Here is an 18135-nt window from a genome sequence, read left to right as displayed (position 1 = left end):
ATGAAAAGTTACTTATGTGATTTTGTGATTTTAACTTGTGATAATTTGTCAGTTTCTGTACACTTTGTATAAGCATATCCCATCGATTCCCACAGAAGAGAGCGTGATGAAATTCTTCGTCGATACCGCCGAAATCAAAGATATTGCCGAGCTGAACGATTATGGCCTGCTGGATGGTGTCACCACCAACCCCAGCCTGGTTGCGAAATCTGGTCGTGATTTCAAAGCGGTGATCGCAGAAATCTGCGCTTTGGTTGATGGCCCGGTTTCGGCTGAAGTCGCCTCGATGGACTATGATGGTATGGTCGCCGAGGGCGAGCACCTGGCGAAGATCGCGAAAAACGTCGTGATCAAGCTGCCGCTGACCTTGCACGGTTTGAAGGCCTGCCGCTATTTTACGCGAAAAGGTATCAAAACCAATGTGACATTGTGCTTCACCGCCAATCAGGCGTTGTTGGCGGCGAAAGCCGGGGCGACGTATATCTCGCCATTTCTGGGCCGCCTGGACGATATCAACATCGACGGCATGGATCTGATCCGCGACATCCGTGAGATTTACGACAACTACGGCTTTGAGACGCAGATCCTTGCGGCCTCGATCCGCAGCGCCAACCATGTAAAGGAAGCAGCGCTTGCGGGCGCGGATGTGGCGACGATTCCGCCCAATGTTATCAAAAGCTTGGCCAATCATGTGCTGACCGACAAGGGGCTTGAGCAATTCGCCAAGGATTGGGCGGCCACTGGCCAAACGATCCTGTAGCGCGCCTTGAGGTAGCACCTCAAAGCGCTTGGCGATAGGCCGGGCGACCGTGGTGGGCCAGCCCGGCCTCATTTCCGCAAAACCAACGCGCGGGCGGTGGCCTCATCGGTGATCAGGCCCTTTAGGCGGCGGCTGGACAGCACCGCGCGGATCGACTGCACCTTGTCCGGCCCGCCCGCAATGGCGATGATTTGATCGCCCACTTCGGTAAAACTCACCGCCAAAGTCCGCGCTGTCAGCTGGGTTTGCAAGATGCGTCCCATGGCATCAAAGAAATGCCCCAGCAGTTCCCCCACCCCGCCTGCCGCCTGTATCGCTTTGATTTCCTTCGGCTCTATCATGCCAGAGGCCACCAGTTGCGCATCAGCCTCGACCGTACCGATGCCGACCAGTTTCAGACCTGCGCCTTGCGCCATGGCGAACACTTCGGCCACACCGCGCTGTGCCAGCAAAACCTCACGATCTTCGGCGGTATTGGCGAAAAACGGCACCGGCATGACATAGGCGCGCGCGCCAGTTTTCTCGGCAATGCGGTGCATCACGTCATGCGGATTGGCCGAGTAATTCCGGGTAAGTCCGCCCAACAGCGAGACAAACTTTAGATCAGGCGCCTCGATGCGTGGCAAATTCTGCACCATCGCGGCCAAAGTGCGCCCATGGCCCAGCCCGATCACCGGGGTGGTGCCAAGCTCGATTTGACGACGCAAAAAACCCGCGCCCGCCATGCCCAAGGTGCGGATCGGTAGGCCGACCTCATCGAGATCGGGGGCGACTTCACAGAAATCCAAGCCATAGCGGGCGGCGAGTTCGGTCTCCAACGCGACACATTCGACGATATCGCCATCGATGGTGACCTTCACAGCGCCGTCCGCCACCGCGCGGGCGATCAAACGGTGGGCTTTGACCGAGGTAATCCCCAGCCGTTTGGCGACAGCGGTTTGCGTTAACCCGCCGACGTAGTGCAGCCAAGCAGCGCGGATCGCCAACGACTGTTCTGGGTCAAGCGCGCGGCTCATGCGCTGGCCATCAGGATCGCCAGATCAGAGGCAGAAAGCCGCGCCGGGTTGGCCTGCATCGACGAAGATGTGGCGGCGGCTTCGGCGGCTTGGTGCAGATGCTGCGGCGTAAAACCCATCTGCGTAAGGCTCGGCAGGCCGTTTTCGCGCGACCATTTGATGAGCGTTGGCAGGGCGTTTTCATAAGGCGTTTCAAAAGCTTCTGCGATCCAACCGATCACCTGTCGGATGCGCGTGGGATTTTCCGCGCGGGCGGCGTTCTGCGCCAAGCCATGCGGCAGCAGCGTGCCACAGATCGCTCCATGCGGCGCGGGCAACAGACCGCCCAACGGCCCGGCAAGACCATGGATCACCCCAAGGCCGGCATTGGCCAATGCTAGCCCGCCGCAGAGGCTGACCCAAGCCATGTCATCGCGGGCTTGCGCATCCTCGCTCACCATCAACCGCCGCAACGCGCGCAGACCCTGCGGGATCGCATCGCGGCAAAGCGCATCGGTCAGGCGGTTGGCACGGGTGCAGATATAGGGCTCGATCACTTGCGTGATAGCGTCGAGGCCCGAGGCGAGGGTGATGCTTTTCGGCGTGTTGTCGGTCAGCGCGGGGTCGATGACCGCCAAAGCGGGCAGCATCCGCTTGTCGCGCAAAGACACCTTGCGGTGATGCTCGGGCGAGCCGATTACCGCATTGCGGGTGACTTCCGCGCCTGTGCCTGCGGTGGTGGGGATCGCGACGAAGGGCAAAGGTGCCTGATCCAGCGGCAGGGATTTACCAATAATTTCAAGATGATCCATCAAGGGCCGTGTGGCCGGGACCATCGCGGCCACGGCTTTTCCCGCATCAATCACGGCGCCACCGCCAAGGCTAACGACCACTTGCGCGCCTTTCGCAGCTTGGGTCGCGGCCTCAATCAGTGCGATGTCCGGCTCGCCCTGCACCACAAAACGGGTGACGGTACAGCCCTGCCCTACCAACGCTTCCGCCAGCCAATCGGCGCGGATGGGGCTGCCGTGCAGCAAGAAAACCCGTGTGCCGAGAGCCTTGATGCGGCCCGCCGCTTGCCCCGCCTGCCCGCGTCCGAACAGGATTTCTGTGGCAGTTAGAAAGGCGAAAGCAGACATGGGAGCCCCCTCAGAGGTTAAGATCGTTAACGCCGCTGTTAATATGTGGGGCCCAAAACGCAATGCTTTCAGCGATTTGCCCGATCACGTCGCGGTCATTCGGGTTACGCTCTTTGAACGACAGCTCCAGACAGATTTCATTGTCTTTGGCACCGCCCTCGGCGAAGGCTTTGAGAAGCGGCTCAGGATGAATCCGGCCTTTGGCGTTGAAACCGGCGGTGAAGGGGCGGTGACCGCCTTTGTCCATAAGGCTTTGCTTGATATGGATAATCGGCGACACCCTGGGCACGGCGCGCGCCCAGGCGTAGGGGTCGACATCATCGGGGTTCGGGCTGGTCAGATCGCCGTGGTCAATGTCGGCCATCATCCACATCGGAATGGCCATCTTGGCTTCGGTCAGGCGGGTTTGCAAAGCCATCGCTGCAGCGATGGTCTCACCAAACTCACGGCCGACGCTCATCGGCTCCCAGAACACATTTGTCAGGCCAGCGGATTTAGCATGCTCGGCGACTTCGGCCCAACAGTCGATGGCGGTCTGGATCAAGGTTTCACGGCGGTTGAGGTCATCGAAATCAGCGTAGGTGAAGATGGCAAACTGGGTGCCGATGCTGGTGCCGCCCAGATCGGCGGTGATATCGGCGAAGGTTTTGAACCAATCGATATAATAGCGGCGTACGTCACGGTCGGGGTGGCCGAAGTGGTTCAGGCGGCCATAGGGCCCGGTCATGCCCGAGGTGACGCGGACACCGGTGCGTTGCAAGGCCGCGCACATCTGACGGGTCAGGCGGCGGATCACCGGGGCGGGCCACGACGGATTGATGAACTCATGCGTCAGTTGCAAATCGCGGATGCGCAGGTCGCGGGCAACGGTCTGGATCAGGTCATCCGGGTCGGCGAAGCGGTTGACGAGGGGGTTGGTGTTGAGTGAAAGCGTTAACATCTCAGGCCGCCTGCCCCATCCAAGTGGTGAAAGCCGCTTGCTGCTCGGTGGTCAGATGCAGGTTATGCTTGGTACGCCGGGTCAGGATATCTTCCGCCGTTTGCGCCCATTCGCGGGCAATCAGATAGCGGACTTCGGCCTCGTAAAGATCGCCGCCAAAGTGTTGGCCCAAGCCGTCTAAGCTGGTTACCGTGCCGACCAGATCACGGGTACGCGCACCGTAATGGCGGCCATAGTGCCGGATCAGGCTGCGTGGCATCCACGGATAGGTCACCCGCAAGTCATTGGCAAAGCTTTCATAATCGGCATTCGGCATCTCTCCGCCCGGCAGTGTAGCGGTCGCGGTCCAATCCGACCCCATCTGCGGAAACACAGTTCTCAGGCGGTGCAAACCACGCTCGGCCAGTTCGCGGAAGGTGGTGATCTTGCCACCAAACACGTTCAACAACGGCACGCCGCCCGTCTCATCGAGATCAAACACATAGTCGCGTGTCACTGCCGAGGGATTGCCTTTGCCATCGTCAAACAGGGGGCGCACGCCTGAAAAATGGTGCACCACATCGGCGCGGCGCAACTTTTCCTTGAAATAGCGGTTAACGGCGGCGATCAGATAGTCGATCTCGGCCTCGCTCGCCGTGACCTCCTCCGCCCGGCCCTCATAGGCGACATCGGTGGTGCCAATTAGCGCCTTGTCTCCCTCGTAGGGGTTGATGAAAATCACCCGTTTGTCGTGGTTTTGCACGAGGTAAGCGTGTTCCCCGGCCCAAAATTTCGGCACGATGATATGGCTGCCCTTGACCAGCCGGACATTGCGCGCCGAGTTCGATCCCGCCACCCGCGTGACGATATCCGTCACCCACGGCCCCGCCGCATTGACCATACAGCGCGCCCGAAAGCTGCGGGTTTCGCCATTTTGATCGGTGGTTTCCACCGTCCAAGCGCCGTTCTCGCGCCGCGCCGAGGTGCAGGCGGTGCGGGTCAAAACCAGCGCGCCCTTCTCAGCGGCATCCAAAGCGTTCAGCACCACCAAGCGCGCGTCATCCACCCAGCAATCGGAATATTCAAAGCCGCGTTTATACTGATCCATGATCGGCGCACCCTGCGGATCGCGCATGAGATCCAGCGTCCGGGTGCCGGGAAGTTTCTTGCGCCCGCCGAGGTGGTCGTACAGGAACAGCCCCAACCGCACCAGCCACGCAGGCCGATCCGTGGGCGAATGTGGCAGCACAAACCGCATCGGCCAGATAATATGCGGGGCGGCATTTAGCAGCACCTCGCGTTCGATAAGGGCCTCACGCACAAGGCGAAATTCGTAATATTCCAGATAGCGCAGACCGCCATGCACCAGCTTGCCAGAGCGTGATGAGGTGCCCTGCGCCAGATCATCCTTTTCACACAAGACCACTGAAAGCCCCCGCCCCGCAGCATCGCGCGCGATGCCCGCGCCGTTGATGCCACCACCAATGACGAACAGATCAACCAAATTAGGGTCAGAAATCTTAGGCTCAGAAATACTAAGGCTCATTCGGTTGTCCTGTCTTTGACGTGGCGGCTGTCCGCAAGCTGCGACCATGCGGCGGTCAGCCCCTCGCGGGCGGATTTATAGGCGGGATAGGTTTGGGCGTAGGTGTCAGTCAGGGCGGGATCAGGCGCTTCCGCCGCGCCAAGCAAGGGTGTGACCCATTCGGCAATACAGGCGTCCATCGATGGATACGCGCCAATCGCCACCGCTGACATCATTGCGGCGGCGGCGGCACCCGCCTCCTCCCTCGCCGACACCCGCACCGGCGCACCCGTGGCCGCAGACAACACGCCGCGCAGGCCTTGTGATCGCGCAGCCCCCCCCGTCAGCCGCAATTCCAACGGCATAGCGCCCATCGCGGCGTAACAATCCCGGGTCGCCATGCCCAAACCTTCGACCACAGCCCGTAGCAAATCGGCGAAACGGTGATTGAAATTCAGGCCGACAAAGCCCGCGCGGGCGTCGGCATTCACAAAAGGCCCGCGCTCGCCAGCCTCGGAAATATACGGGTGATAGAGCAAGGCGCCGGGTTTACTCGCCGCCAACCAGCTTTCAATCAGCGGCACCAGATCGGCATGTTTAGTGGACCGCCCGAAATCGGACATAAGGTCAGCCGCCATCCGCAGCAGCCAATCAATGTTTAACGTCGCTGCCATATTGGTCTGCACCTGCGTCACCATGCCCGGCACCGGCAAGCAGATCACATAGCCGGTGCCCTCGGCGTTCAGATTCACGCCCGCGACCGGAGTGGACCGCATGTGCACGCCGGTCGAGCCAACCGTAGAACAGGCCGCCCCCACCGCCTCAGTGTGCACCCCCGCCCCCAGCGCCGTCATCACCATATCGACGAAGCCAAGGCTGACGGGCGTACCCGCGCGCAGGCCAGTTTGGGCGGCCGCCTCGGGCGTGAGGAAATGCGTGATCTGGCTGCCGTCGATGATTTCGGGCATGAGGTTGCGACGATGGTGCAGGCCCAAAGCCTCGATCACTGTATCGTCATAGGCGCGGGTTCGGAAGTTGCCGAAGGTAAAGCTAGCCTCGGAAGGGTCAGTCGCACGGACGCCCGTGAGATTCAGATAAATCCAGTCTTTGCAATGTAATACCACCTCGGCTGCATCCAGCAACTCAGGGTGGAAACGATCCATATGCGCCATCTGGCTGCCCTGCTGGCAGGTGTTCAGCCCGGTTCCCGTCGCCTCAAATCGGGCGCGATTGGCGGGGCTGGCGGCGAGACGTTCGACGGTTAGGGCCGCGCGGGCATCCAGCCACAGCCACGCATCGCCGATGGGTGTGTTGCCCGGACCCACCAACCAAGTCCCATCGCCTTGTGCTGTGACCGACACCGCTGCCGTGCGCGCGGCGAGGTTCGGCACCTTTTCGGCCAAGCCACGCAGGGCAGTCGCACAATCGGCCCAAGTCTGCGCAAGGCTTTGCGTCGCCGCCCCATCCCCGCCCGCCCTGTAGGCGTTGGGCACCGCAAAGGCGGCGATTTGCGCGCCATTCAGGGCAAACGCCACAGCTTTGACCACTGAAGTGCCCGAATCAATGCCGATCAAAAGCTCTGCCATGCCGCCTCCCCCTCAGCCCGCGCGCATTCCCATCCCCGCCGACTGGCCTGACCGCATTATCACAGAGAGATAACACAGAAAATGAATTATTTTACGGACAGCGCAATTTATTTCAGATAAACTACCGTGTGTCAACCAAAGCTCAAGGCAGATCGGCGCGATCACAACCGACTTGAGATGGGTACCGTCGCGGGACTTCGCCTGTTGTGGGCCTGAATCGACAGATATTGTATATTATCTTTGTTTATTAGTATCTTGCATTTAATATTGCTGAAATCTTCACGCTCTTTCGCCGCATCGCAGCACTTTCCGCGGATGCAAGAATTGCTGACGACTCGGGCCGCCGGGCGAAAACCACGGGCAGATTGCTAAGAACACAGGCCGCACGATTGCAAAAGACCCGATTGACAGATGCAAAAACTTATAACATTATGCCAAGAGTTGATATCATAACTCTATCACAACGATAGATTTACGATAGGCCAGATCGCGCGGCGGGAGGAAATCGCCCCACGGATCGGCAGAAAGAAGGGGGGAGTCATGCTGAAAACGCAGCCGCATCAAGGCTGGGCGCGCTGTTTGTGCTGGGCACGACCGGTGTTCTCCCTATTCGCCCCGCGCAGCTCATCCACCGCCACATCTTTTGCCGTCACATCCAAGGTCGCCACCTTATGAGCCAACAGCCTGACGCCGCGCCACATTCCGATCAGCCCCGCGCCAATCGCGCAGTTCTGATCACCGCTGCTGTGGTCGTGGCGGTGCTGGGCGCGATGGCGCTGGATACCACGGTGGTGCGGATCGGCTCGGATGCCGATGTGCGCGCGGCGGTGTTTTCGCCCGAGGCATTTGGGGCCGAGACCTTCCCGAAAGTGCAGGCCAATGTCACGGCGCGCGCGGTGGATGCGCAGGAGTTGGCCACCGCGATTGCAGCTGATCCGAAGGCAGCAGAGGCGAAATATAGCGTCGGTGGCGTCTATTCGGTGAAGCTGGAAGGCGTGGCCGGTGAAGGCAAATCCGGCATCTATTATGTTGATGTTGCGGGCATTCCGGCCCCTTTGCGCTTGCGCGTGCAGACCGGCCCCGCGATCAACGGCACCGAATTGCGCGATGCCACAGGCGAGATCAGCTTCAGCCAATTCACCAATCAGATCGAATATCAGGACGCCGGCTCGGCGCTGAACAAAGAGATGAAAAAGCTGGTGCTGGATGGCGTTGATAACAGCGCGCTGACGGGCAAGACCGTGTCTGTGGTGGGCGCGTTCAAGCTGGTGAATCCGAAAAGCTGGATGATCACCCCGGTGTCTTTGGAGCTGAAATGAGCCTCGATCTGCCACAAGAACCGGTGCTTTCGGCGCGCAACATCGCCAAGTCTTACGGCAATATTCACGCTCTGAGGGGGGTGAACTTCGACATTCATCGCGGGCAGGTCACCACTTTGTTTGGCGAAAATGGCGCGGGTAAATCGACGCTGATGAAGATCCTGTCAGGCGTGGTGAAACCGACGTCGGGGCAGATCGTGCTGGATGGCGCGCCTGTCAGTTTCGCCAATTCCACCGATGCGCGGAATCGCGGAATTTCGATTATCCACCAAGAGCTTAGCCTTGCCACCAATATGAATGTCCGCGACAATATCTTTATGGGCCGCGAGATTATGACCCGCACTGGCGTCGATTATGCCGAGGAAGAACGCCAGACCCGGGCTTTGATGGCGGAATTGGAAGAAGACATCGACCCGCTGACCCCGGTAGAGGAACTGCGGTTGGGTCAGCAGCAAATCGTTGAAATTGCGCGGGCCTTGTCGGTGAACTCGCGCATCCTGATCATGGATGAACCCACCAGCGCGCTGTCTGCGACAGAAGTGCAGGTTTTGTTCAAAGTGATCCGAGATCTGACCGCGCGTGGCGTGTCGATTGTCTATATCTCGCACCATCTTGAGGAAGCCTTGCAGATCACCAACCATGCGGTGGTTCTGCGCGATGGCGCGATGACGGCCGATGCCGAGCGGGCACAGATTGATCTGGAATGGATCGTGCGCAACATGGTCGGCGAGAATTTCGACCTTGGCTCGCCGCCCGACGGCTATGCGATGGGCGAGATGGCGCTGAGCATCGAAAACCTGTCGGTGCCGGATGCGGCGGGGGTGGGGTTTTCGGTGGTGGACAGGCTTTCGCTTTCCGTCCGCGCCGGAGAAATCGTCTGTATTTATGGGCTGATGGGTGCCGGTCGCACCGAACTGCTGGAATGTGTGGCCGGGCGTCTGGCCCCGTCTGGCGGCCGGGTGATGCTGCAAGGTCGCGATGTGTCTGGCCTGACCATCGCGCAACGCATCGCCCGCGGGCTGGTTCTGGTGCCAGAGGACCGCCAGCGCGACGGCTTGGTGCAGACCATGTCAGTCGGCCAGAACCTGTCGCTTGCCAGCATTGGCGCGTTTACCAAGGGACTGTTTACCTCTCGGAAGGCCGAGCAAACCGTGATCAGTGACGCCATCCGTAAGGTGACCGTGAAGACCGATGCGAGCGGTACAGCGCCAATAGGCTCGCTGTCAGGCGGCAATCAGCAAAAGGTGGTGATCGGCAAGATGCTGGCGACCAATCCGAAGGTGATCGTGCTGGATGAGCCGTCGCGCGGCATCGACATTGGCGCAAAAGCCGAGGTGTTCCGGCTGCTGTCCGAAGGCGCGAAACAGGGGCTGGCGGTGGTCTATTCCACCTCGGAAGTCGGCGAATGCCTGTCGATTGCGCACCGGATTATCGTGATGCACCGGGGTCGGATTTCGGCCGAGTTTGATCACACTGTCAGCAAAGAAAAGATCATGGCCGCCTCTGGCGAAGCCGTGGCCCACTAGGAGCAACCGATGTCAACGACCCCAAAAACCGCCGTGAAACAAAGGTTTGACCCGATTGCACTGCTGCTGGAAGGCCGCGCCTTCTTCGCGCTGATCGCCATCATCGTGGTGTTCTCGCTGCTGTCGCCGCACTACTTCTCACTGGCGAATTTCCTGATCATGGCGAGCCATGTGGCGATCTATGGCATCCTGGCGATCGGCATGCTGTTGGTCATCCTGAACGGCGGGATTGACCTTTCGGTGGGGTCCACCTTGGGGCTTTCGGGCTGCATCGCGGGCTATCTGATGCAAGGCGTGCAGATCGATAGCTTTGGCGTCATCCTCTATCCCCCGGTCTGGGCGGTGGCGCTGTTGACCTGCGCTTTGGGCGGGTTTGTCGGGCTGGTGAACGGAGTGCTGATCGCTTGGTTCAAGGTTCCGGCCTTTGTCGCCTCGCTTGGCGTGCTGTATGTGGCGCGCGGCGTTGCGCTGCTGATGACAAATGGTTTAACGTTCAACAATCTTGGGGGCAAACCCGAGCTGGGCAATCAGGGCTTTGATTGGCTGGGTTTCAACCGCCTTGGTTTTAGCCGCGAATGGAGTGTGCCGATTGGCGTCGTGGTGCTGGCCACCCTCGCCATCCTTGCAGGCCTGATGCTATCGCGCACAGCCTTTGGCCGCTGGCTTTATGCCTCGGGCGGAAATGAGCGGGCGGCGGAACTGTCAGGCGTGCCGGTCAAGCGGGTGCAGATCACGGTCTATGTTTTGTCGGGCATCTGTGCCGCCATCGCTGGCCTTGTGCTGTCTTCACAGCTCACATCGGCTGGCCCGACCGCTGGCACAACCTATGAGCTGACCGCCATCGCCGCCGTCGTGATCGGCGGGGCGGCGCTGACGGGCGGCCGCGGCACCATTCGCGGCACCATGCTGGGCGCGTTCGTAATCGGCTTTCTGTCCGATGGTCTGGTGATCATCGGCGTGTCGTCTTACTGGCAGACCGTGTTCACCGGTGCGGTGATCGTTCTGGCGGTGCTGCTGAACTCGATCCAATACAAGCCGAAGGCGAAAGCCATGGCGTAACCCACTTCGCCGCAACGAGGCCTATCCGGTGCGGAAAGACCCCGCCAAGTCATTGGCAACCAAAGACTAAATCAACCAAGGGAGAGAGACTATGTTCACAATGACCAAACGCGCGCTGCTCGCCGCTGTTGCGATCAACGCCCTGCTCGCAGGCACATCCTTCGCCGAAGGCCTGATCACCATCATCGTTAACGACCCGGCGAACCCCTATTGGAAAACCGAAGGCGATGTCGCGGCTGCCACCGCCGAAAGCCTCGGCTACACCGCCAGCGTTTCGGCGCATAAAGGCGACACCAATGCGGAATCGACAATGATCGACACCGCGATCACCAACAAATCTGTTGCGATCATCCTTGACCCGGCAAATGCCGATGGCTCGATCGGTGCAGTGCAAAAGGCCGTTGATGCGGGCATTCCTGTGTTCTTGGTGAATGCCGAGATCAACAAAGAAGGCCTCGCCAAAGCGCAGCTGGTGTCCAACAACGCACAGGGTGCCGCGATGGGCGCACAGCAGTGGGTGGCTTCGGTCGGTGAGACCGGCAGCTACGCCGAACTGTTCGGCAACCCGGCGGACAACAACGCAGCCACCCGTTCGAACGGCTATGAGACCGTGCTGACGCAATATCCTGATCTGGTGAAAGCCGCCAAGGAAGTTGCCGATTGGGATCGTACCAAGGGCCACGACAAGATGCAGTCGATCCTGCAAGCCAACCCCGACATCATCGGCGTGATCGCTGGCAATGACGAGATGGCTTTAGGCGCGATTGCAGCTTTGAAAGAAGCGGGCAAGCTGGAAGGCGTGAAGGTCGGCGGCTTTGACGGCTCGCCAGACGCAGTTGCTGCGATCACCGCGGGCGAGATGCAATACACCGTGTTGCAGCCCGTCGCCGTGTTCTCGGCAGAGGCCGTGAAGCAAGCCGACAGCTTTATCAAAACCGGGGCCACCGGTGCCGCGACCGAAAAGCAGCTGTTCGATTGCCTGCTGATCACCAAAGACAACGTGGACAAATACACCGGCCCGTTCACCCTGTCGCAATAATCTGACGTTGGAGGGCGCTGGCAATGGCGCCCTCTTGCTTTTTAACAGCGGCGCGGGCATCGCTACACGGACCGGGAGGCGAGAATGACCGATATGAAACCGCCCTCTGGCCTCACACCTGCACAACTGCCCTCGGACAGCCGTCACGCCCGCCAACTCGCCCGCCGCCAGTTGATCACCGAAGCGGTAATGGCCGAAGGCTCGATGCGGATCGAGGATCTGACCGAGCGGTTCGGCATCTCTTTGATGACCGCCCACCGCGATCTGGATGAACTGGTCTCGCGTGGTCTGCTGCGCAAAGCCCGCGGAATTGTCTCAGCCGCCCCCACCAGCCTGATTGAAGCGTCCGACGTCTACCGGTTTTCCCGCCAGTCTGCCGAGAAAAAAGCGATTGCCAGCGCTGCGATGCAGTTCGTCGAACCCGGCCAGGCGATCTTTTTCGACGATTCCACCACGGTTTTGCAGATGGTCGCCCACCTGTCCGCCAAGGTGCCGCTGACCGCGATCACCAATTCTCTGATCCTGATGAACGAGCTGAACGGCATCCGTGACCTGACCTTGTTGGGCCTCGGTGGGCAGTTGCACAACTGGTGCAATGCGTTCATGGGACGGATGACGATAAATGAAATCAAACGCTTGCGGGCGGATACGCTATTTCTGTCAATGCCCGCGATCACCGAGGACATGGTGTTTCACCAATCCCCCGATATGGTCGAAACCAAACGCGCGATGTTTGAGTCTGCCTCAAAACGCATTCTTTTGGCCGATCACACCAAATTCGGCCGCCGCGCTTTGCACGCCTTTGCTGATCTGACCGAGTTCGATGTCGTGATCGTCGATCAACTGACCGATGCCGCCCATATCGCCCGGATGCGCGCCAAAGGCATTAACGTGGTGATCGCCGACGAAGCTATGCAGCGGGTCGCGGCAGGTGCAGAGCTAGAATTATTGTAACACCGCTTGCCGTTATAATCTCATCATGTGATGTTCATTTCATCAGATTCGCACTTGCGAAAGGCTGAGGCATGACCAGCATTCTTGGTATCGACAACGGATTGACCGTCACCAAAGCGGTGATCTTTGACGTCTCGGGCCAGCAACTCGCCGTCGCCCGCCGCCGCGTGCCGCAGCTTTTGCCCGCCCCGCATCATGTCGAACGTGATATGGAAGGTCTGTGGCGCGCCACGGCCGAGGCGATCGCCGAAGCGATTCAGCTTTCGGGCCGCCCCGCCAGCGATATCGTCGCCGTCGCAGCCACTGCCCATGGTGATGGGCTGTATCTGCTCGACCACGAAAGCCGCCCGCTCGGCAACGGGATTCTGTCGCTTGATGGCCGCGCTGGCGCTATCTGCGAAAGCTGGCGCGACCGTGCTGATGCAGCGCTAAAGCTGACAGGCCAAATCCCCCCCGCCTGCTCGCCCGCAGCTCTGCTTGCTTGGGTGCGCGACAATGAGCCCGCGCGTTTCGCCCAAATCGGCACTTTTTTGGCCTGCAAAGACTGGCTGCGCTTTTGCCTGACGGGCTCCATCGGCACCGACCGCACAGAGGCGTCCACCGCCTTCACCGATGTGCAAACCCAAGACTATACCCTTGATGCGCTGCAACTTTTCGGGCTGGAGAACGTCGCCCACGCCCTGCCCGATATCGCCGAATCTGCCGAGATCATCGGACATATCACCGCCGAGGCTGCTTTACTGACTGGCCTTGTCGCGGGCACTCCGGTTGCCGCTGGCCTGCATGATGTGACGGCTTCGGCGCTTGGCATCGGCGGCCATGCGACAGGAGTGGTGGCCATCGTCGCCGGCACTTACTCGATCAACGAAGTGGTCTCAGACACCCCCAACACCGACCCGCGCTGGCTGTGCCGCAACGCCATTCTGCCCGGCCAATGGAACAACATGGCGCTGTCGCCCGCCTCTGCCGCGAATTACGATTGGTTTATTGAGACTTTGTGTGAGGCCGAACGGGTAGAAGCTGATGCGTCGGGCGAGTCGATTCACGCAACACTTGGGCGCGAGATTGACGCGGCACTCCAGAAACCCACCACCTTGATATTCCATCCCTATCTCTACGGTTCGCCCTTCGGCCCGCAAGTCAGCGCCAGCTTTGTCGGCCTGCGCGGCTGGCACACGCGCGGCGATATGCTGCGCGCGGTGCTGGAAGGCATCATCTTCAACCACCGCACCCACGTTGACGCCCTGCGCGCAGGCTTCCCGGTGCGCGAAGCCCGTCTGACCGGCGGCGTCGCCCGCAACCCGGCTTTCGCACAGATGTTCGCCGATATTCTGGGCATGCCCGTCACCACCAGCCAAACCGACGAAGCCGCTGCTTGGGGGGCTGCCTTGTGCGCAGGGGCTGCCGTCGGCCTCTACGCCTCCCCCTTGCATGACCCGCGCGACATGTCGCTTTTGGGGCAAACCTACACGCCCGATCCCACCCGCGCCGCCAGCTATGAAAAACGCTTTCAACTCTACCAGAAAATCATCAACGTCATCGCCCCGCTCTGGCCCGAAATTGAGGCCTTGGTCGAATGACCCTCGAACCCCGCGCAAAGGAAAATCGGCGCGAAGAAATTGCCGCTTACGTCCTGCAACAAGGTGAGACCCGGATCGACGCTCTGGTGCAACGCTTTGGTGTGTCGCGGATGACCATCCATCGCCATATCGACCAACTCGCGGCGGCGGGGCTGCTGCGCAAACTGCACGGATCCGTCAGCGCCCTGCCCTCTGGCATCTACGAAAGCCTGTTCCGCTACCGCCAAACCGTGGCCTCGGCCGAAAAATCCAGCCTAGCCCGTGCCGCCCTGCGCTACATCGCGCCCGGCCAAGTGGTGATGATCGACGATTCTTCCACCAGCCACGCCCTTGCCCCTCTGCTGCCCAAAATCGCCCCGCTGACCGTGATCACCAACAGCCTTGCCTCGATCCAGACCCTGACCGGGGCTGACGAGATCACCCTGATCTGCCTTGGAGGCCAGTTTCACCCGACCTACAACGCGTTCATCGGCCATCTCTGCGAAACCGCTTTGCCCGCCTTGCGCGCCAATGTGCTGATCTGCTCGGCTTCTGCTGCGCGAAACGGCACGGCTTATATCCAAGACGCCCAAGTCACCCGCGCAAAGCAAGCGATGATGGCCGCCGCCAACAACCGTATCCTGTTGTTGACCCACGAGAAATTTGGCCGCTCTGCCCTGCACGCCTTGGCCCCGCTCACCGCCTTTGACGCCGTGCTGACAGGTGCGGCCCTGCCTGCCGCTGAAGCCTGCGCCTTGATAGCCGCCGGCGTGCGGCTACATCTGATCGAAACGGATATCCTATGAACCACGACACCCGCCTGCAAGACCTGTCGGAAAACGGCCTCGATGTGCTGATCCTCGGCGCAGGCATCAACGGCGCGGGGCTGTTTCGTGACCTTGCCGAACAAGGCCTGCGCGTGCTGATCGTTGAGAAGGGTGATTTCGGCGGCGGCACCTCTGCGGCACCTTCAAGGATGATCCACGGTGGGCTGAAATATCTGGAAACCGGCGAATTCCGTCTGGTGGCGCAATCGACGCTAGAGCGCAATCTGCTGCTGAAAAATGCAGCCCACGCCGTCACCCCGCTGCCGACGCTGATCCCGATTTTCTCTTGGACCAAAGGGGTTTGGGCTGCGCTGCGCACCCTGTTCGGATCGACCACCGCCGCCCGCAGCCGGGGCGCGCTGCTGCTGAAAGTCGGCCTCACGATCTACGATCACTACGGCAGCCGCGCCAATGTCATGCCGCGCCACAAGATGAAATCGCGCGCCAAAACCCTTGCCGAATTTCCGCAAATGACCCCGCGCATCGTCGCCTCGGGCCTCTATTACGACGCCAAAATCGCAGGTCCCGAGCGGCTGGTGTGGGAGCTTCTTGCCGATGGCATCGTGGCCAACCCCAATGCCCTCGCCCTGAACTATACCCAGATCAGCACCCACAACGGCGCGGAAATCAGCTTCATCCGCGAAGATGGCACCGCCTTCACCATCCGGCCCAAACTGGTGATCAACGCCGCAGGCCCGTGGATTGACCGCGTCAACGCCACTTTGGGCGCACAAACCAAGCTGATCGGCGGCACCAAGGGCTCGCATATCCTGCTCGACCACCCGCAGCTTTTGAAAATGCTGAACGGCCAGATGATCTATTTCGAGGCCGACGATGGCCGCATCCTTTTGGTCTATGATTACCTGGGCCGCGCGCTGGTGGGATCGACCGATATCAAGGCCGCCGACCCCGAAAACGTCCGCTGTGAGGATGACGAGATCGCCTATTTCCTCACCGCTCTGCGCGCCCTGCTGCCCGGTCTTCCCTTCGATCACAGCCACATCATCTACGCCTATTCCGGTATCCGGCCGCTGCCTGCGTCGGATGCCGCCACCCCCGGCCTGATCAGTCGCGACCATTCCGCACCGGTGCTAGAAGCCACCGCCGAGCGCCCCTACCCGATCATCTCGCTGGTTGGCGGCAAATGGACCACCTTCCGGGGCTTTGCCGAGGAAGTCGCCGACATCTGCCTGACCCGCCTGAACCAGCCTCGCCGCATTTCCACCCGCGCGCTTGGCATCGGTGGCGGCAAAGCCTATCCCGCTGACAACGCAGCCAAATCTCGGCTGATCGCCAGCGCTGCCGCCACCGGGGGCCTGAACCTTGCCCGTGCGGCAGAGTTGTTCACCCGCTACGGCACCAGCCTGACCCGCCTTGTTGCCCATAAATCCCCCTACAGCGACACCACCCGTCTGCCCCACGCAACCGCCTACAGCCATGCCGAAATCGACTGGATCGTTCGCACTGAATCCGTCGAGCACCTGTCAGACCTCGTGCTGCGCCGCACCACCCTCGCCGTCACCGGCGCGCTGAACGCCGCCGACCTCGCCCAAATCGCTGATATCATCGCCACCGCCAAATCTTGGTCGCCGCAGCGTCGCACCGCTGAAATCGCCAAACTCACCGCCCAGCTTGCGCGCACCAACCGCCAGACCCTGACGCCGTAACCCCTTGCATTGCGCGCGGTTTGGCGAGACGCTCGCGCCATGAAACCCCAGCCCCATACCCTGCTGCGCTTCTTCTTCGGCGCCACCAAACTCGGCCCCGGCAAGATCACGCTGCTGGAGCGTATCCGCGACACCGGCTCCATCTCGGCCGCAGGCCGCGCGATGGAGATGAGCTACAAGCGCGCTTGGATGCTGGTTGAAGAAATGAACGCCGCCTTCAGCGATCCGCTGGTGACAAGCGCGCGCGGCGGCGCAAAGGGCGGCGGCGCGCAGGTCACCGCAACCGGGCTGGCGGTGATCAGCCATTACCGTGCGGCTGAGGCCGCCACCGCACTGGCGACTGCGCCGCATCTGCAAGACCTGCAAGGCCTGCTTCGCGATATTCCCGAACAGAAATAACGCTTGCACCGCGCCGCGCCATCGATATGTTCTATAAAACACATCAACAGAGGTTTCATGACCGTTTTCACCCGCCGCAGCGCCCTCTCTGCCGCCCTGCTCGCCAGCCTTGTGCTGCCCGCCAGCCTCGCAATGCCCGCAGACGCACAAGCCGAGGAAATCACCGTCTTTGCCGCAGCCTCCCTGAAAAATGCCCTCGATACCATCGCCGCCGATTGGCAGGCCGAAACCGGCAATAAAGTGGTAATTTCTTATGAAAGTACCGCAAAACTGGCGAAACAGATCGAGCAAGGCGCGCCCGCCGATCTGTTCATCTCGGCGTCGAAAAAGTGGATGGATACCCTGTCAGATGAAAATCTGATCAACAAGGACAGCCGCAAAGACATCCTTGGCAACACGCTGGTTCTGGTTGCTGCGGGCAAAACCACCCCGGTAGAAATCAGCAGGGACCTTGATCTGAAAGCACTTCTGGGCGATGGCAAGCTGTCGATGGCGACCGTCGACTCCGTCCCAGCAGGCGAATACGGCAAGGAAGCCTTGGAAAGCCTTGGCCTGTGGCCCTCCATCGAGGCCAATGTCGCACAATCCGACAACGTCCGCGCCGCCCTCGCACTGGTCGCCACAGGCGAAGCCCCCTATGGCATCGTCTACGCCTCGGATGCCATCGCCGATGACGAAAGCGGCGACAAGGTAGGCGTGATCGGCACCTTCCCTAGCGACAGCCACAAACCAATCGTCTACCCTGCCGCTGTTCTCGCCGCTAGCACAAAGCCCGCAGCGCAAAGCTTTCTGGAGGCGTTATCCAGCGATGCAAGTGCTGCCGTGTTCACTGCCCAAGGCTTCACCGTTCTGAAATAAGGCC

General features: G+C 60.6%; 16 protein-coding genes. 11 read left to right on the top strand and 5 right to left on the bottom strand.

The window, feature by feature from the left end:
* Positions 1–106 precede the first annotated feature (106 nt).
* A complete protein-coding gene (gene fsa / locus Q7V03_RS08230) occupies positions 107–760 on the top strand; it encodes a fructose-6-phosphate aldolase (protein ID WP_304925117.1) in 654 nt (217 codons plus the stop codon).
* Positions 761–828: 68 nt separating this feature from the next.
* Here the strand turns inward: fsa and Q7V03_RS08225 are convergent, their stop codons facing one another.
* The 5 genes from Q7V03_RS08225 to Q7V03_RS08205 are packed head-to-tail and all read right to left on the bottom strand — an operon-like array spanning position 829 to position 6924.
* On the bottom strand, positions 829–1776 hold the full coding sequence (locus Q7V03_RS08225; protein WP_304925116.1) for a sugar-binding transcriptional regulator: 948 nt from the start codon (positions 1774–1776) through the stop codon (positions 829–831).
* Positions 1773–2894 (bottom strand): iron-containing alcohol dehydrogenase, encoded by a 1122-nt coding sequence (locus Q7V03_RS08220; protein WP_304925115.1) that lies wholly within the window; start codon positions 2892–2894, stop codon positions 1773–1775. The genes Q7V03_RS08225 and Q7V03_RS08220 overlap by 4 nt, the downstream gene beginning before the upstream one ends.
* A 10-nt stretch (positions 2895–2904) precedes the next feature.
* Positions 2905–3834, bottom strand: a complete 930-nt coding sequence (locus tag Q7V03_RS08215; RefSeq protein WP_304925114.1) for a sugar phosphate isomerase/epimerase — start codon at positions 3832–3834, stop codon at positions 2905–2907.
* Between the two features lies 1 nt (position 3835).
* A complete protein-coding gene (locus Q7V03_RS08210) occupies positions 3836–5359 on the bottom strand; it encodes a glycerol-3-phosphate dehydrogenase (protein WP_304925113.1) in 1524 nt (507 codons plus the stop codon).
* On the bottom strand, positions 5356–6924 hold the full coding sequence (locus tag Q7V03_RS08205) for an FGGY-family carbohydrate kinase (RefSeq protein WP_304925112.1): 1569 nt from the start codon (positions 6922–6924) through the stop codon (positions 5356–5358). Before Q7V03_RS08205 ends, Q7V03_RS08210 begins: the two co-directional genes overlap by 4 nt.
* A 671-nt stretch (positions 6925–7595) precedes the next feature.
* Here Q7V03_RS08205 and Q7V03_RS08200 point away from each other — a divergent pair.
* The 10 genes from Q7V03_RS08200 (at position 7596) to modA (ending at position 18131) form a co-directional block, all read left to right on the top strand.
* Entirely contained in the window at positions 7596–8243 is a 648-nt protein-coding gene (locus tag Q7V03_RS08200; protein WP_304925111.1) for a DUF2291 family protein, read from the top strand.
* Entirely contained in the window at positions 8240–9769 is a 1530-nt protein-coding gene (locus tag Q7V03_RS08195; RefSeq protein ID WP_304925110.1) for a sugar ABC transporter ATP-binding protein, read from the top strand. The genes Q7V03_RS08200 and Q7V03_RS08195 overlap by 4 nt, the downstream gene beginning before the upstream one ends.
* 9 nt (positions 9770–9778) lie before the next feature.
* Positions 9779–10828 (top strand): ABC transporter permease, encoded by a 1050-nt coding sequence (locus tag Q7V03_RS08190; protein WP_304925109.1) that lies wholly within the window; start codon positions 9779–9781, stop codon positions 10826–10828.
* A 91-nt stretch (positions 10829–10919) separates the two neighbouring features.
* Positions 10920–11867, top strand: coding sequence for a D-ribose ABC transporter substrate-binding protein (locus Q7V03_RS08185; protein ID WP_304925108.1), 948 nt, complete (start codon positions 10920–10922; stop codon positions 11865–11867).
* A gap of 84 nt (positions 11868–11951) precedes the next feature.
* Positions 11952–12821 carry a DeoR/GlpR family DNA-binding transcription regulator gene (locus tag Q7V03_RS08180; protein WP_304925107.1) on the top strand — a complete coding sequence of 290 codons (870 nt, stop codon included), beginning with the start codon at positions 11952–11954 and terminating at the stop codon, positions 12819–12821.
* A 71-nt stretch (positions 12822–12892) separates the two neighbouring features.
* Complete coding sequence (locus Q7V03_RS08175; protein ID WP_304925106.1) at positions 12893–14401, top strand: FGGY-family carbohydrate kinase; 1509 nt, start codon at positions 12893–12895, stop codon at positions 14399–14401.
* Entirely contained in the window at positions 14398–15186 is a 789-nt protein-coding gene (locus Q7V03_RS08170) for a DeoR/GlpR family DNA-binding transcription regulator (RefSeq protein ID WP_304925105.1), read from the top strand. The genes Q7V03_RS08175 and Q7V03_RS08170 overlap by 4 nt, the downstream gene beginning before the upstream one ends.
* A complete protein-coding gene (locus tag Q7V03_RS08165) occupies positions 15183–16874 on the top strand; it encodes a glycerol-3-phosphate dehydrogenase/oxidase (protein WP_304925104.1) in 1692 nt (563 codons plus the stop codon). The genes Q7V03_RS08170 and Q7V03_RS08165 overlap by 4 nt, the downstream gene beginning before the upstream one ends.
* A 39-nt stretch (positions 16875–16913) precedes the next feature.
* Complete coding sequence (locus Q7V03_RS08160; protein ID WP_304925103.1) at positions 16914–17273, top strand: winged helix-turn-helix domain-containing protein; 360 nt, start codon at positions 16914–16916, stop codon at positions 17271–17273.
* Between the two features lie 57 nt (positions 17274–17330).
* Positions 17331–18131, top strand: coding sequence for a molybdate ABC transporter substrate-binding protein (gene modA, locus Q7V03_RS08155; RefSeq protein WP_304925102.1), 801 nt, complete (start codon positions 17331–17333; stop codon positions 18129–18131).
* Positions 18132–18135: the final 4 nt, after the last annotated feature.

The sequence above is a fragment of the Cypionkella sp. genome (assembly GCF_030652235.1).
Lineage (GTDB): Bacteria > Pseudomonadota > Alphaproteobacteria > Rhodobacterales > Rhodobacteraceae > Cypionkella.
This window is presented reverse-complemented; position numbering and strand designations above follow the sequence as displayed.

Coding starts and splice junctions, on each gene's coding strand:
- fsa (WP_304925117.1), top strand. CDS start 107: ATGAAATTCTTCGTCGATACCGCCGAAATCAAAGATATTGCCGAGCTG.
- Q7V03_RS08225 (WP_304925116.1), bottom strand. CDS start 1,776: ATGAGCCGCGCGCTTGACCCAGAACAGTCGTTGGCGATCCGCGCTGCT.
- Q7V03_RS08220 (WP_304925115.1), bottom strand. CDS start 2,894: ATGTCTGCTTTCGCCTTTCTAACTGCCACAGAAATCCTGTTCGGACGC.
- Q7V03_RS08215 (WP_304925114.1), bottom strand. CDS start 3,834: ATGTTAACGCTTTCACTCAACACCAACCCCCTCGTCAACCGCTTCGCC.
- Q7V03_RS08210 (WP_304925113.1), bottom strand. CDS start 5,359: ATGAGCCTTAGTATTTCTGAGCCTAAGATTTCTGACCCTAATTTGGTT.
- Q7V03_RS08205 (WP_304925112.1), bottom strand. CDS start 6,924: ATGGCAGAGCTTTTGATCGGCATTGATTCGGGCACTTCAGTGGTCAAA.
- Q7V03_RS08200 (WP_304925111.1), top strand. CDS start 7,596: ATGAGCCAACAGCCTGACGCCGCGCCACATTCCGATCAGCCCCGCGCC.
- Q7V03_RS08195 (WP_304925110.1), top strand. CDS start 8,240: ATGAGCCTCGATCTGCCACAAGAACCGGTGCTTTCGGCGCGCAACATC.
- Q7V03_RS08190 (WP_304925109.1), top strand. CDS start 9,779: ATGTCAACGACCCCAAAAACCGCCGTGAAACAAAGGTTTGACCCGATT.
- Q7V03_RS08185 (WP_304925108.1), top strand. CDS start 10,920: ATGTTCACAATGACCAAACGCGCGCTGCTCGCCGCTGTTGCGATCAAC.
- Q7V03_RS08180 (WP_304925107.1), top strand. CDS start 11,952: ATGACCGATATGAAACCGCCCTCTGGCCTCACACCTGCACAACTGCCC.
- Q7V03_RS08175 (WP_304925106.1), top strand. CDS start 12,893: ATGACCAGCATTCTTGGTATCGACAACGGATTGACCGTCACCAAAGCG.
- Q7V03_RS08170 (WP_304925105.1), top strand. CDS start 14,398: ATGACCCTCGAACCCCGCGCAAAGGAAAATCGGCGCGAAGAAATTGCC.
- Q7V03_RS08165 (WP_304925104.1), top strand. CDS start 15,183: ATGAACCACGACACCCGCCTGCAAGACCTGTCGGAAAACGGCCTCGAT.
- Q7V03_RS08160 (WP_304925103.1), top strand. CDS start 16,914: ATGAAACCCCAGCCCCATACCCTGCTGCGCTTCTTCTTCGGCGCCACC.
- modA (WP_304925102.1), top strand. CDS start 17,331: ATGACCGTTTTCACCCGCCGCAGCGCCCTCTCTGCCGCCCTGCTCGCC.